This is a genomic window from Clostridium aciditolerans (genome assembly GCF_016316925.1).
Taxonomy (GTDB): domain Bacteria; phylum Bacillota; class Clostridia; order Clostridiales; family Clostridiaceae; genus Clostridium_AM; species Clostridium_AM aciditolerans.
This window is the reverse complement of sequence record NZ_JAEEGB010000015.1, coordinates 204,960-219,435: the sequence shown is the minus strand read 5'-3', so window position 1 is coordinate 219,435 and position 14,476 is coordinate 204,960. Positions and strand designations below refer to the sequence as shown.

General features: G+C 31.1%; 10 protein-coding genes. 7 read left to right on the top strand and 3 right to left on the bottom strand.

Annotated elements, in window-relative coordinates; genetic code table 11:
* Positions 1 to 302: 302 nt before the first annotated feature.
* Positions 303 to 1,115, top strand: a complete 813-nt coding sequence (gene proC, locus I6U51_RS14470) for a pyrroline-5-carboxylate reductase (RefSeq protein WP_211143306.1) — start codon at positions 303 to 305, stop codon at positions 1,113 to 1,115.
* 47 nt (positions 1,116 to 1,162) lie between these two features.
* On the top strand, positions 1,163 to 4,090 hold the full coding sequence (locus I6U51_RS14465; protein ID WP_211143305.1) for an insulinase family protein: 2,928 nt from the start codon (positions 1,163 to 1,165) through the stop codon (positions 4,088 to 4,090).
* A 58-nt stretch (positions 4,091 to 4,148) separates the two neighbouring features.
* Here I6U51_RS14465 and I6U51_RS14460 read toward each other — a convergent pair whose 3' ends face one another.
* Both I6U51_RS14460 and I6U51_RS14455 read right to left on the bottom strand, forming a co-directional pair.
* Entirely contained in the window at positions 4,149 to 5,930 is a 1,782-nt protein-coding gene (locus I6U51_RS14460; RefSeq protein WP_211143304.1) for a carbon starvation CstA family protein, read from the bottom strand.
* Between the two features lie 222 nt (positions 5,931 to 6,152).
* Positions 6,153 to 7,943 (bottom strand): carbon starvation CstA family protein, encoded by a 1,791-nt coding sequence (locus I6U51_RS14455; protein ID WP_211143303.1) that lies wholly within the window; start codon positions 7,941 to 7,943, stop codon positions 6,153 to 6,155.
* A gap of 292 nt (positions 7,944 to 8,235) precedes the next feature.
* Between I6U51_RS14455 and I6U51_RS14450 the strand changes: the two genes are divergently transcribed.
* From I6U51_RS14450 to I6U51_RS14430, 5 genes are all read left to right on the top strand, one after another.
* On the top strand, positions 8,236 to 9,867 hold the full coding sequence (locus tag I6U51_RS14450) for a LytS/YhcK type 5TM receptor domain-containing protein (RefSeq protein WP_211143302.1): 1,632 nt from the start codon (positions 8,236 to 8,238) through the stop codon (positions 9,865 to 9,867).
* 7 nt (positions 9,868 to 9,874) lie between these two features.
* Positions 9,875 to 10,642, top strand: a complete 768-nt coding sequence (locus I6U51_RS14445; protein WP_211143301.1) for a LytR/AlgR family response regulator transcription factor — start codon at positions 9,875 to 9,877, stop codon at positions 10,640 to 10,642.
* 60 nt (positions 10,643 to 10,702) lie between these two features.
* Positions 10,703 to 11,107 carry a bacteriohemerythrin gene (locus I6U51_RS14440; protein ID WP_211143300.1) on the top strand — a complete coding sequence of 135 codons (405 nt, stop codon included), beginning with the start codon at positions 10,703 to 10,705 and terminating at the stop codon, positions 11,105 to 11,107.
* A 22-nt stretch (positions 11,108 to 11,129) separates the two neighbouring features.
* Complete coding sequence (locus I6U51_RS14435; protein WP_211143299.1) at positions 11,130 to 11,420, top strand: MTH1187 family thiamine-binding protein; 291 nt, start codon at positions 11,130 to 11,132, stop codon at positions 11,418 to 11,420.
* 178 nt (positions 11,421 to 11,598) lie between these two features.
* Positions 11,599 to 12,168 (top strand): response regulator, encoded by a 570-nt coding sequence (locus I6U51_RS14430; RefSeq protein WP_211143298.1) that lies wholly within the window; start codon positions 11,599 to 11,601, stop codon positions 12,166 to 12,168.
* A gap of 70 nt (positions 12,169 to 12,238) precedes the next feature.
* On the opposite strand, the gene abc-f is transcribed toward I6U51_RS14430, so the two are convergent.
* A complete protein-coding gene (abc-f, locus tag I6U51_RS14425; RefSeq protein ID WP_211143297.1) occupies positions 12,239 to 14,152 on the bottom strand; it encodes a ribosomal protection-like ABC-F family protein in 1,914 nt (637 codons plus the stop codon).
* Positions 14,153 to 14,476: the final 324 nt, after the last annotated feature.

Below are 14,476 nucleotides of genomic sequence, written 5' to 3'. Positions count from 1 at the left end.
ATAAGCAGTAAAATGTATTAATATTTTACTGCTTATTTATATTATTGAAGTAAAGAGAAGAAATCTTAATATATTAATTATCATTTTAATATATTATTAAAAGTTGGATTTTATAATTTAAGAGATATAAAGGATAAAATTTGTTATATAAATAATAATAACTATATATTAATTGAATAAATTTATGATATCTAAGTTAATAAATTCTATATTTTAAAATTAGTAATTGGATAAATATTGTACATATTGTAGAATTAATTAATAAGGAAATTGAATGCACAAATTTTTAAGGAGTGGTAAACTTGGACAAAAAAATAGGATTCATTGGTTCCGGAAATATGGCACAAGCTATAATAGGAGGAATATTAAATTCAAAATTAGTTTCTGAGAATAACATTATGGCCAGCAATACCTCAGAGGGACCTCTTCAAACAGTTAAAAATAAATATGGAATTTTAGTTACAGCTAATAATAAAGAAGTTGCGCAGTTTGCAGATATTCTTTTTCTATCTGTAAAACCAGATGCATATGAAGGGGTTATAAAGGAAATAAAAGATTATATAAAAGAAGGCGTTATTGTAGTTACAATAGCGGCAGGAATAAATTTAAAAACAGTAGAAGTAGCCTTTGATAAAAAAATAAAAATAATTAGAACAATGCCTAATACTCCTGCCTTAGTAGGTGAAGGAATGAGTGCTATATGTTATAACAGCATGGTTACAAAAGAAGAACTAGACATTGTAGTAAAAATATTTGAGAGCTTTGGAAAGGCAGAAGTTATAGAAGAAAAACTAATAGATGTAGTTTCTGCAGTAAGTGGCTCTTCACCAGCTTATGTATACATGTTTATTGAAGCATTAACTCAAGGTGCAGTTTTAAGAGGATTACCTTGGAATAAGGCATATAAATTTGCTACTCAAGCTGTTCTAGGTTCAGCTAAAATGGTTTTAGAGACTGGAGAGCATCCAGCTCTACTAAGAGATAGAGTTTGTTCACCAGGAGGAAGTACAATACAAGGAGTATATAGCTTAGAAAGAAATAATTTTGAGGGTATTATTATTGAGGCTATGGAAAAATGCACTGAAAAAGTAATACAAATGTCCAAAGGACAATAGACATTTTTTAGATGAGCTATCTATAATTGAAAGGAGAAATAAAAACTATGGAATTAGAATTAAATAAAAGCTATCATGGTTTTAAGTTGCTTGAAAAAAAAGATATTAATGAAATTAATTCAACAGGTATAATATTTGAGCATGAAAAAAGTGGTGCAAAGTTATTCTATTTAAAAAATGACGACGACAATAAGGTATTTGCAGTAAGTTTTAGAACACCACCTGAGGATAGTACAGGACTACCTCATATATTGGAACATTCAGTGCTATGTGGTTCAAGAAAGTTTCCTTTGAAGGAGCCTTTTGTAGAGTTAGTAAAAGGTTCTTTAAATACATTTTTAAATGCCTTTACTTTCCCAGATAAAACTATGTATCCAGTAGCAAGCACTAATGATAAGGATTTTTCAAATCTTATGGATGTGTATTTAGATGCAGTATTTTATCCTAACATTTATAAGTATCCAGAAATCATGATGCAAGAAGGATGGCACTATGATATGGAGAATAAAGATTCAGAAATCACATACAAGGGTGTCGTTTATAATGAAATGAAGGGAGTTTTTTCTTCCCCTGAATCTATACTTTTACGTAAAATTTCAGAATCTCTTTTTCCAGATACACAATATGGTGTTGAATCCGGTGGAGATCCAGATGTTATACCAAACTTAACCCAGGAACAGTTTTTAGCTTTTCATAAGAAGTATTATCATCCAACAAACAGCTACATTTGTTTGTATGGTGATATAGACATAAATGAAAAATTAAAGTTTATTGATGAAGAATACTTAAAAGATTTTGATAGAATAGATGTAGATTCTCGATTAGCTATGCAAAAGCCTTTTGATAAACAAAAGGAAATGTCCATTAATTATCCTATATCAGTGAATGAAAAAGAAGAAGATAAGACATTTCTAAGTATGAACTTTGCTGTAGGAAAGGCTACAGAAGATGAAATATACCTAGCATTTGATATCCTTGAGCATTTATTGTTAGAGACACCATCGTCGCCGCTTAAAAAGGCACTTATAGATGCTAATATAGGAAAAGATGTTTTCGGTGTATTTGAAGCTAGCATGCTTCAACCTATGTTTAGTATAGTTGTTAAGAACTCTAATGAAAGTGAGAAAGAAAGATTTAAAGATATAGTTATAAAAACGTTAAGTGACTTAGTTAAAAACGGAATCGATAAAAAGCTTATTGAAGCTTCAATTAATATAAAGGAATTTCAGTTGAGGGAGGCAGACTATCATGGATATCCTAAAGGATTAATATATGGTATGAAAGCTATGGATAGTTGGCTATATGATGAGAAACCTTGGGTTCACCTAACTTATGAAGATACTTTAAAAAAGATAAAAACAGCTTTAGAAACTAACTATTTCGAAAAGATAATAGATACTTACATTCTTAAAAATAGCCATAGTTCCATTCTTATAGTAAAGCCAGCTAAAGGATTAGCAGAGGAAAAGGAACTGGAAGTTAAGAAGAAACTTCAGGAATTTAAAGCAAAGCTTTCAGAAAGTGAGATAGAAAAGCTTGTAAAAGATACCGCTAAATTAAAGGAAAGACAAGTAACTGCCGATTCGCCAGAGGATCTAATGAAGATTCCTTTAATATCAATAAGTGATATTGACCCTAAAGCTAAAGATATTGCTTTAGAAGAAAAAGAAGAACAAGGAATTAAGGTATTATATCACCCTGAGTTTACAAATGGCATTTCATATGTAAATATGTATTTTGCTACAGAGGGAGTAAAGGAAGAACTTGTACCTTATATATCTCTTTTGACAACTATAATGGGTAAAGTAAGCACTAAGAACTTCAGTCATGAAGATTTGGCAAAAGAAATAAATATAAATACAGGTGGCATAAGAAATGGAGCACAGGCATATTCAGAGAAATGGAATGCTGAAAAGATTTACCCTAAGTTTGTAATAAAATCTAAAGTTATTGTGAGCAATATGACAAAGCTTATGGAACTATTAGGGGAAATAATAGGTTATACCAAATTTGATGATCATAAACGTTTAAAAGAAATAATACAAGAAACTAAATCACGTTTAGAAATGATTATTTTCGATAGAGGTCATGTCTTTGCTGCAAACCATCTTCTTTCATATTTCTCCCAAGTAGGAAAATATGAGGATATGTTAGGTGGATTATCATTCTACAAGTTTATAGTTGATTTGGAGAAAAATTTTGATAGCAAGGCGCAGGAAATTAGCGATAACTTGAAACGTGTATCTGAAGCTATTTTTAATACTAACAATTTATTAGTTAGTGTTACATTGGAAGAGAAGGACTACGATGAATTTAAAAAGAACTTTAATTTAGTTTATACAAAATTAAATAGTAATAGAATTAGTGCTGAAGAATATAGCTTTAAAGTTGAACAAAAGAATGAGGGGCTAATGACATCTGGTAAGGTACAATATGTTGCTAAGGCATATAATTTCATTAAGCTTGGATATTCATATAGTGGAAGTATGCAGGTACTAAAGACTATAGCAAATTATGATTACCTATGGAATAGAGTAAGAGTTCAGGGTGGAGCTTATGGAAGTTTCTCTTCCTTCCAAAGAAACGGAAACATGTTTTTTACGTCCTACCGTGATCCGAATTTAGCTGAGACACTAAAGGTTTATGATGGTGCAGGAGAATTCTTTAAGAACTTTAATACTGATGACAGGCAGATGACTAAATATATCATTGGAACTGTCTCAGATTTAGATTTTCCACTTACACCTTCAATGAAGGGCGATAGAGCTGCTGAAAATTATATTAAAAAGCTCACATATGAAGATATTCAAAAGGAAAGAGACGAAATTTTAAAAACAACAGTAGAAGATATAAGAAGCTTTGGTGACTTAATTTCCGATACTATGAAAGAGAACTTCATATGTGTATTAGGAAATGAAGAAAAGATAAAAGAAAATAAAAATATATTCAATGATACTATGAACGTATTTGAATAAAATAATCCACACTGTGAATATTCTAAGAATTCACAGTGTGGATTTAATATTTACTTTATTATGCTGTTTCGTTAGGAGATTGTTTTATATTATGCAAGTCTTTTATCCATACGCGCACGCTTTCAACTAATATTATTAATACAAGTATAACAAGGAGTAATGACATAGCTGCTAATAAAATTTTTCCTTGAGGTAAGTAGTTACCAAAAATATTTTGAAGAGCAGCATCTAAAGTTATAACTGCTATAATTACCATTGGTATAGCTGTAATTAGAGCGTATTTTGCTTTGCCCTTTTTAATTATTATTGTAGTACCTATTGCAAAGGCTATAGCGGCTAACATCTGATTTGCAGTACCAAATAAAGGCCATATTGTAGATACATTACCTGTGTATAATAGATAGCCCCAGCTAAATGATATTACAGCACTAAAGAATATCATATTGAACCAAGAATCCTTATCTTCAAAAGGTTTGTGGAATTTTCCACATAGGTCTTGAAGTAGATATCTGCCTATTCTTGTACCAGCATCTATTGTAGTTAAGATAAATAATGCTTCGAACATTATGCAGAAGTGATACCAGTAAGACATTAAATGTTCAAGTCCAGGTATTTTATAAAATACGTAAGACATACCTACCGCAAGTGATACAGAACCACCAGGTCTTCCCGCCAAGTTTTCGCCCACCATTTGTGAAAGCATTGGAAGTTCTTTTGGAATCATATGAAGTTTAGCAAATACTGCGGGAGCTGAGTTTATAGCAAAGTAATCTGCAGTTGGAAGGCAAGTAGCAGCTATTAATGCCATTATAGCAACAAAGCACTCTAAAAGCATAGCACCGAAGCCTATAGGAAGTATGTCTTTTTCACTAGCTATAAGTTTAGGGGTCGTACCTGAGCTTACAAGTGCGTGGAATCCGGATAGAGCACCACAAGCTATGGTGATAAATAGGAATGGGAATACTTTACCTGGAATTATAGGGCCACCACCGTGTATAAATTGGGTGATAGCTGGCATTTGTACAGTTGGTCTAACTATTATTATACCAACTGCAAGGGCACCTATGACACCAAGCTTCATGTACGTACTTAAGTAGTCTCTTGGAAGTAATAAAAGCCATACTGGAAGCGCAGCTGCACAGAATCCATAAATAGCAAGTATAAGTGACATTTGTTTTGCATTAAATGTTAAATAAGGAGCTAATGCTGTATGCTGGATAGTTGGTCCGAGCACAACACCTACTATTATAAGAGCCATACCAATTACAGTAGCTTCACCTATCTTACCAGGTCTTAAGAATTTTAAATATAAACCAATTAATATAGCAACTGGTATAGTAAATCCAACTGTAAAAGTTCCCCATGGACTGTTATAAAGTGAACTAACAACTGGCAATCCAAGTCCAGCCATAGCGATTATTAATATAAATAACACAGCTATAGAAGTAACGAATCCCATTCTAGTTCCAAGATTTGTTCTAGCAATTTCGGCAATAGATTGTCCGTCATGTCTAACAGAAGCAAAGAGCAATACCATGTCATGTACGGCGCCTGCAAATACCCCTCCGATTAGAATCCAAAGAGTACCAGGTAAATAGCCGTATTGAGCTGCAAGAACAGGTCCTATAAGTGGTCCAGCACCTGCAATGGCTGCAAAGTGATGTCCCATTAATACCCACTTGTTAGTAGGCACATAGTCATGTCCATCTTCATGGACTTTTGATGGAACTTCTCTAGTTTCATCAATGACTAAAACTTTTGCTGCTATAAAAGCGCCATAAAATCTGTAAGCTAAAATTAATACAAGTGCAGCAATGATAACAAGTACTATTGAGTTCATTAAAAAACCCCCTTATAAATTTATATTATTGCTTTTTATATTAAGTAAAGCTTTACTTAATATATTTTAATAATATTATGCGAATTGCGACAATTCTATATTTATCAACTGAATGGTAAAAATATAAGGGTGATAAGTAATTTATAGGGGGTGAATAACAAAATAAAAGGACAAGTGTAGTTATTATAACTACACTTGTCTAATATCATAAATTATTATTTTTTAAATGGCTTTTTTTGTTGCATAGTCTTTGTTGCTTGAATCATTCCAATATTTTTTCCAAACTTTAACGCTTTCAAATACTATAACCACAAGCATGATGATGAGAAGGGATGAAAGTGCTGCTAATAATATCTGATGGTGTGGTAAGTAGTTTGAGAATATATTAATTAGTATAGCGGTTAAAGTCGTTATAGCTACAAAAATCATTGGGATTATAGTTATAAGAGCATATTTTTGTTTACCCATTCTAATTATAACTGTTGTACCAATTGCAAAGGCTATAGTTGCAAGAGTTTGGTTTGCAGTACCAAATAGTGGCCATATTGTTGATATATTTCCTGTATATAGTAGGTACCCCCAAGTACAAGACATAAGTGCACTAAAGAATATTATATTAAACCAAGAATCTTTTTTTGCAAATGGTTTATAAGCTTGTCCAAACAAATCTTGAAGTAAGTATCTTCCTATTCTTGTACCAGCATCTATTGTAGTTAAAATAAAGAGTGCTTCGAACATTATACAGAAATGATACCAATAAGCCATTAAGCCTTTAAATCCTGGAATTTTATAAAATACATAGGACATACCTACAGCTAATGATACGGATCCACCTGGTCTTCCAGCAAGTTCTTCTCCAACCATTTGTGAAAGCATTGGAAGTTCTTTTGGAATCATATGAAGTTTAGCGAATACTGCAGGAGCTGAATTTATAGCAAAGTAGTCAGCTGTTGGTAGACAAGTAGCAGCTATTAATGCCATTAAAGCTATAAATGATTCTAATACCATTGAGCCATAGCCTATTGGTAGAATATCTTTTTCATTAGCTATAAGTTTAGGTGTTGTACCTGAACTTATTAATGCATGAAAACCTGATAAAGCACCGCAGGCAATTGTTATGAATAAGAACGGAAACACCTTACCTGGGATTATTGGTCCGCCACCATGGACAAATTGAGTTATAGCAGGCATTTGAACAACTGGTCTAACAATTATTATTCCTACTGCGAGACCACCAATTACTCCTAATTTCATATAGGTACTTAAATAATCTCTTGGTAATAATAATAGCCAAACCGGTAAAGCCGCTGCGCAAAAACCATAAATAGCAAGTATAAGTGACATCTGTTTAGCGCTAAAAGTTAAATAAGGAGCTAAAGCTGTATGTTGAATATATGGTCCAGCTATTACACCTACTAAAATAAGAGACATCCCTATTATAGTAGCTTCACCAATTTTTCCTGGTCTTATAAATTTAAGATATAAACCTATAAGCATAGCAACGGGGATAGTGAATCCAACAGTGAAAGTACCCCAAGGACTGTTATAAAGTGAGTTAACAACTGGTATTCCAAGACCAGCCATCGTTATAATTAGTATAAATATAACGGCTATAGAAGTAACAAGCCCCATTCTACCGCCTAAATTTGCCTTTGCAATTTCAGCAATAGATTGTCCGTCATGTCTGACAGAAGCAAATAGCAGTATCATATCATGTACAGCACCGGCAACTACACCACCAATTAAAATCCAAAGAGTGCCTGGCAGATAACCAAATTGTGCTGCAAGAACAGGCCCTATAAGTGGTCCTGCACCTGCAATTGCTGCAAAGTGATGACCCAATAGCACCCACTTGTTAGTAGGAACGTAGTCTCGTCCATCTTCGTGAACTTTTGAAGGAACCTCCTTACTTTCATCAAGAGCTAAAACTTTTGCTGCTATGAATGCACCGTAAATTCTATAACCTAAAGTTAATACAAGGGCAGCAATAATAACTAAAACGATAGAGTTCATGTTTATAAATCCTCCTTCTAAGTTATGCTAACTTTTTAACATAAATAAATTGTTAATAAATAATAAGTTGATTGGTAGTTTTAAATTTTATTAAATCGATTACATACATAATAATAATATTTACCATGAAATTAAAATATATAAATGCGCTGAAAGGATAAAAAACGACAATGAACAGCAAGAATTAAACCCTAACTGACAAAATATTGACACCAAATTCACATTATTATGATAAAAATATACAAATATTTTTATTTTGATATATAATATATATGTTAGGAGGAGGGGTAAAATGATATATATACAACTATTAGAACGTATGGCTTTGATTGCACTGGCGGCGTATATATACAACCAATCCCATATTTTTAAAAATTTAATTAAGGATGAGTTAAAAGTCAGAGACAAAATTGGAATGATTATATTTTTTAGTGTTCTATCTATCATAGGAACTTATACAGGTGTAAACTTGGAGCCCTATGCCATAGCTAATACGAGGCCTATTGGAGCTATAGTAGGGGGATATGTAGGTGGACCTGTAGTTGGTGTTGCTGTAGGATTAATTGCAGGAACTCATCGATTTTTACTGGGTGGTTTTACTGGACTAGCTTGTGGTATTGCAACAGTAGTAGAAGGAATTGTGGGGGCTTTAGCCAGAAAATATTCTAAAGATGGAGCATTTAGTGCTAAAAGTGCTTTTTTAGGAGCTGTAGTAGCAGAAAGCCTTCAGATGCTAATACTATTAATTTTTTCAAGGCCTTTAGAAGATGTGGTAGAATTGGTAAAGTTCATAGCACTGCCTATGATACTTATTAATTCCTTTGGAGTAATTATATTCATAAATATAATACAGAATGCTAGAAATGAATATAACAGGATTGGTGCAATAAAAGCTCAGGAAGTATTAAATATAGCTAAGAGAACAATGGGACACATGAGAAAAGGACTAAGTGAAGAAACTGCTAAAAGTGTAGCTGAAATTATATATGAAATATCTAATATAAAAGGTGTTTTTATAGGTGATAAAAAAGGTCTTTTAACTTATTGTGGTGAAAAAATAAGTAAAGATGAATTGAAACACAACTTAGAAGCCTATTATGAATGCCCAGACTATTCAGTTGTTAAATTTATAAGTAATAATAAGCAAGTATTTTTTGTGTGTGCACCTTTTTTAGTATCCAACGTAGGGTTTGAAGGAGTACTTGGGTTAAAGGTAAAGTCGGAAAAAAGTATTGATTCATACTTTTGGGAATTCGTAAAAGAGCTAAGTGACTTGCTGTCTACGCAGATAGAATTGCATAAGTTAAATAAGTTAGCTGAGGAAGCATCTGTAGCAGAATTTAAGGCTCTGAGAGCACAAATTGAGCCACACTTCCTATTTAATGCTTTAAATACTATTGCATCATTTTGTAGAACAAACCCTGTAAGAGCTAGAGAGCTTATTATTGATCTTTCAAATTATTTTAGACAAACTCTTAAGAGGGCAGAAGATTTTGTTCTTTTAAAAGACGAAATTGAGTTTTTGCAATCATATTTATCTATTGAAAAGGCAAGGTTTGGAGAAAGATTGAAACTTATAATTGATATACCAGAAGATATGATGAATATAAAGATGCCAGTATTTATACTCCAGCCTATTATAGAAAACTCAATAAAACATGGAATATTGCCTAAACCAGAAGGTGGGAGTGTGCTCGTTAAAGCATCTTATATTAAAGGTGAAGTAATATTCTCAATAGAGGATACGGGACTGGGAATGGAAAAGGAAAAGCTTGCAGAAGTTACTACTATGTGGCCTGGTATAGGATTAAAAAATGTAAATGAAAGATTAAAGTTATTGTATGGGGAAGGTCATGAGTTAAATATAAATACTAAATTGAATTATGGTACGAAAGTTAGTTTTTTGATACCAAAGGAGGTATAGACTTTTAATGGATAAATTAATATGCATTATTGTAGAGGATGAAATACCAGCAGCAGAAGAATTAAAATATTTACTATCTCAATATAAATATATACATGTTAAAAAAGTAGCTTATGATGGTAAAGATGGCTTGGAAGCGATAAAAGATGTACATCCTGATGTAGTATTTATGGACATAAATATGCCTCTTCAAAATGGCATTGAGTTAGCTAAGCAGGTAAAGAACTTTGACAATTCTATAGATATAATATTTGTCACTGCCTATGAGGATCATGCTATAGAGGCATTTGAAGTAAATGCATTAGATTACATATTAAAACCTTTTGATGAAAAAAGAATTAATAATACTATTGAGAGACTAGTTAGCAAACGAAAAATCATAAGCACAGAAGAGAGACTTCCTGATATTATAAATGAAATAATAAATAAGATTGATAAAGGTGAAAAGCTAGTAAAAAAGATACCCTGTGAAAGAAGAGGGAAAATTATATTAGTTGATTTGAAGGATGTTTATTTTTGTTATATAGAAGGTGAGAAAACCTATGTTAAAACTAAAGATGAAAGTTTTTTAGTGGGGTGTACCTTACATCAAATAGAAGAAAAGACAAACTTTTTTAGAGCTCATAGAAGTTATCTTGTTAATATAGATAATATTAAAGAATTATATTCATGGTTTAATGGTACCTATAAACTTGTGATGAATGACATGGAAGAATCAGAAGTGCCGATAAGTCGAAATAATGTGAAAAAGTTGAAAGAATTACTTGGAATTTAGTTATTTTTCTGTAAAATATTTTATATAAGGAGCTTTTCAAGTAGGAGGAAGAATACAGTTATGGTGCATTTGTTTACGGATAGATTATTAGTAAGCATTGATAGAATTGATGAACAACATAGAATGATTTTTGAGACAGTTGGAAAATTTCAAGATGCCTGCAATGAAGGAAAATCTGTTGAAGAGATTAATGAATTATTTAATTTGTTGAGGGTATATCTTGAGGAGAATTTTAAACAAGAAGAAGAATATATGCTCCAATATGTTTATCCAGATTATGAAACACATAAAGAAAAACATAATATATTTATACGTAAGCTTCATTTATTAGATAGTACGATTAGGTCTAATCACATTTCAATTACTAAATTAGTGGAAATTAATGAATTTTTATCAGAAGGATTTGTTACGCATCTTTCGGAAATAGACAGTAAGCTTGGAGAGTTCTTAAGAGATAAAATATAAAAAAATAAGGAGGATTTAGAATATGGCAATTGCAAATGTTAGTTTACAGGTTTTACCTGTGGTTCCTGAAAAAAATTTATATCACGTAGTGGATAGGGTTATAGAATATATAGATTCTTGTGGGATAAAATATGAAGTTGGGCCAATGGAAACAACAATGGAAGGCGAATTAGATGAACTTTTGGAAATAGTAAAAAAGGCTCAAGAAATATGTATAAATAATGGAGCTGAAAGAGTTGCCTCAGTTGTAAAAATAGATTACAAAGCACAGGGAATAACAATGGAAGAAAAAATAAATAAATATAGAAAATAGATTTAAAAATATTTAACTTTAGAATTTGCTTTGTATTTGTAATCAGGCTATCAAAAATTAGTTAATAATATCTCTGATAATGTGCTCATATTAACTAAATATACTCAAAATTGGTTGAAAAACAGGAATTTATAGGGTAAAATCATATTGAAGTAGATTGTTAAATGGTGGTGAAACCATGAAAAAAATACTCGTTATTAATGATTGTAAATTTGAGAGTATAGTTATGAAAGATTGCTTAAGTGACATTGGGTATAGCGTTAAAATTGCCAGTGAATATGATGCTATAATTGAAACAAGAAAGTTTCAGCCAGATATACTTATAGCTAATTTAATTATGAAAAACACAACAGGAGATAAACTCATAAGTAAAATTAAATCTGAGAACTCCCAAATAATATGTTTACTTTCATCATGTGATTCAATAAAATTGGAGGATTTTATTGAAAATAAAGTAGATGAAGTTATTAATACTCCAGTAAATAAAGACAGGCTATCTGAAACTTTAGATAAGGTCACTAAAAATTGTGATAATATTAAAGTCAGAAGAAATAGTGTAGATACAATAATCAAAAGATTAGTTAATAAAAGCAATAGGAAACAAGAAGATGTTTCGCTAGATAAGAAATCGAGCCTATCAGTAATTAGATTTTTATTTTGCCCATTTTGTGGGCAGAAATTTGATGAAATTTCTCAGGGGTTCTCGTTTTGTCCTTATTGTGGTAAGACATTGCAAACTAGTAAATAAGTGCATTACGTTGACTAGATCAAACAGCTTTAAAATAAAAAACAGCTGACGATATCAGCTGTTTTTTGATTTATAATAAGCCTTCCCACTCTTCATATAAATCATCTAGATCATTTTGAGAGTCTAATAGTTGTTTATTTATATTTTCGCTTTTTTCCGGATTTGAATAGACATCTTCAAGACAAAGTTGATTTTGTAACTCTACTATATATTTTTCTAGGTTTGAAATCTCAGTCTCTATATTTTTAACTCTTAATTTTTTTTCTTTTTCTGCTTTTTCCGCTTCTCTTTTTTTCTTTTTTTCATTTTGTATTTGTGTTTTTGTTTTCCCAATACTCTCTTCTTCCAATTGAAACCTTAATGGATTCTTCTTTTTCTCTATATAGTAACTATAGTTACCTAAATATTCTCTAACTCCATCTTCATTTAATTCATATATTTTGCCTATAACCTTATTTAAAAAATATCTATCGTGGGATATTACGAGAACAGTACCATCGTATCCCATAATGGCATCCTCTAAGGCTTCGCGAGAGACTATATCAAGATGGTTTGTTGGTTCATCTAATAATAGAAAGTTGGATTTAGAAAGCATAAGCTTTAATATATTGATTCTACATTTCTCTCCTCCACTTAAGGAAGATACACTTTTAAAAACGTCATCGCCTCTAAAAAGAAAAGCTGCTAAAGCATTTCTGATTTCAGTTGTAGTTAGTTCAGGGAAATCATTCCATACCTCATCTATAACAGTATTCTCAGGATTTATATTAGCTTGCTCTTGCTCATAATAACCTATAAAAACATTTTTACCAAGGTATGACACACCTTTATCTGGAGAAATTTCATCCATGATTATTTTAAATAGCGTGGTTTTACCTCTGCCATTTTCTCCTATAAGAGCTACTTTTTCACCCTTTTTAATATCAAAGTTGAGATCATAGAATAAAGTTTTATCTCCGAAGCTTTTATTTAAATTTTCCACATGCAACACATCGTTACCGCTTTTAATTTGAGTTTCAAAGGTTACATTGCCTAATTTTTCTTCTTTATCGGGGGCTTTTATTCTTTCAATTTTATCTAGAGCTTTTTGTCTGCTCTCTGCAGCTTTTACACTTTTTTCACGGTTGAAAGACCTATATCTTTCAATTATCTCTTCTTGCCTTTTAATATCTGCTTGCTGAACAGTATATGCTTTTAATTGTACTTCATAATTTTTCTGTTTTAAATCAATATAAGAAGTATAATTACCATTATAACAGTTGACATGTCCGTGTATTAATTCGAAAGTTTTATTTGTTATGGCATCTAAAAAGTATCTATCATGAGATATTATGATTATAGTTCCTTTGTATGCATTTAAGTATTCCTCTAACCATTCAATAGCATCTAAATCAAGGTGATTTGTAGGCTCATCTAATAATAAGATATCAGGTTTTATTAAAAGAAGTTTACAAAGAGCAACTCTAGTTTTTTGTCCTCCGCTTAAGACTTCTATAGACTTGTTATAGTCCTGTTCTGTAAATCCGAGACCTTTTAATACTCTACTTATTTCGGCTTTGTAAGTATATCCACCTCTGTTTTGATAAAGCTCTGAGGAGGTGGTATAATCTTTAATTATCTTATTATGATACTCTTCTTTGCTAGAGTCATAAGGTTCATTCATTAATAACTCAAGCTTCTCTAATTTATTTTCTAAATTTATTAAATCTTCGAAAACAGTAAGAAGCTCATCATATATAGTGTTTGAAAAATCTAATGAAAGGTGTTGAGATAAATATCCTAAAGTTTTATTTTTATCTATAAATAATTCTCCATTATCGTAATCAATTTGATTAGTGATAATTTTGAAAAGTGTAGACTTTCCTGCACCGTTTGGGCCTATTAATCCAACTCTTTCACCCTCATTTATGTTGAAAGTAACATTTTCAAGTATAACATCTACTCCAAATCCTTTGTTAATATCTTTACAACTTAAAACTACCATAAGTTCACCTTCCTTAACCATTAATATTTTACTATGGTTGAAGATTTTTTTGTAGATTAATTTTGATAATTTAACATAATAATTAAATATAATAGCTTTGCGTAAGAATTACTTACTAATTTAAAATTTATATTAAAGGATTTGGTAGCAAAAAAAATGAGAAAAAGACAATAATAGATAGTAATAAATAAAAAATATACTATTGACATATTATATAATTAAATAATACTATAAAAAGTGGGATGAAGTAATAGTTAAATGATAAAATATAAACAATGTGTTTAGGGATTATATTAATTTGTGGTATACAAGTGGAGGTGCAGA

What these genes read in the sequence shown, in the direction of transcription:
- I6U51_RS14465 (WP_211143305.1), top strand. Translation starts at nt 1,163, where the DNA reads ATGGAATTAGAATTAAATAAAAGCTATCATGGTTTTAAGTTGCTTGAA.
- I6U51_RS14460 (WP_211143304.1), bottom strand. Translation starts at nt 5,930, where the DNA reads ATGAACTCAATAGTACTTGTTATCATTGCTGCACTTGTATTAATTTTA.
- I6U51_RS14455 (WP_211143303.1), bottom strand. Translation starts at nt 7,943, where the DNA reads ATGAACTCTATCGTTTTAGTTATTATTGCTGCCCTTGTATTAACTTTA.
- I6U51_RS14450 (WP_211143302.1), top strand. Translation starts at nt 8,236, where the DNA reads ATGATATATATACAACTATTAGAACGTATGGCTTTGATTGCACTGGCG.
- I6U51_RS14445 (WP_211143301.1), top strand. Translation starts at nt 9,875, where the DNA reads ATGGATAAATTAATATGCATTATTGTAGAGGATGAAATACCAGCAGCA.
- I6U51_RS14440 (WP_211143300.1), top strand. Translation starts at nt 10,703, where the DNA reads ATGGTGCATTTGTTTACGGATAGATTATTAGTAAGCATTGATAGAATT.
- I6U51_RS14435 (WP_211143299.1), top strand. Translation starts at nt 11,130, where the DNA reads ATGGCAATTGCAAATGTTAGTTTACAGGTTTTACCTGTGGTTCCTGAA.
- I6U51_RS14430 (WP_211143298.1), top strand. Translation starts at nt 11,599, where the DNA reads ATGAAAAAAATACTCGTTATTAATGATTGTAAATTTGAGAGTATAGTT.
- abc-f (WP_211143297.1), bottom strand. Translation starts at nt 14,152, where the DNA reads ATGGTAGTTTTAAGTTGTAAAGATATTAACAAAGGATTTGGAGTAGAT.